The following is a 278-nucleotide window of genomic DNA, read 5'->3' as shown; positions in this document are numbered from 1 at the left end:
CGGCGACCTACTCTCCCACACCGTCACCAGTGCAGTACCATCGGCGCAGAAGGGCTTAACTACCGGGTTCGGAATGGGACCGGGTGTTTCCCCAACGCTATAACCACCGAAACACTATGGAATTCAACCAGGCTGATCGGTCAGCCGCTCGGTTCTTCCAGAACCGCACAGTGGATGCGTAGCGTCTTTGTAACAAGTCCTCGGCCTATTAGTACCAGTCAACTCCAACCGTTACCGGTCTTCCATCTCTGGCCTATCAACCCAGTGGTCTAGCTGGG

The 278-nt window shown here is 55.8% G+C and carries 2 rRNA genes; both read right to left on the bottom strand.

The window, feature by feature from the left end:
* Positions 1-111: ribosomal RNA gene (gene rrf / locus QSK35_RS42590) — 5S ribosomal RNA — on the bottom strand; the annotation flags it as partial.
* Between the two features lie 77 nt (positions 112-188).
* Positions 189-278: ribosomal RNA gene (locus QSK35_RS42585) — 23S ribosomal RNA — on the bottom strand; the annotation flags it as partial.

Origin of the sequence: Lentzea sp. NBRC 105346 (genome assembly GCF_030269605.1) — a bacterium.
Classification (GTDB): Bacteria; Actinomycetota; Actinomycetes; order Mycobacteriales; family Pseudonocardiaceae; genus Lentzea.
The sequence above is the reverse complement of the archived record's forward strand: the minus strand, read 5'-3'. Positions and strand labels throughout refer to the sequence as shown.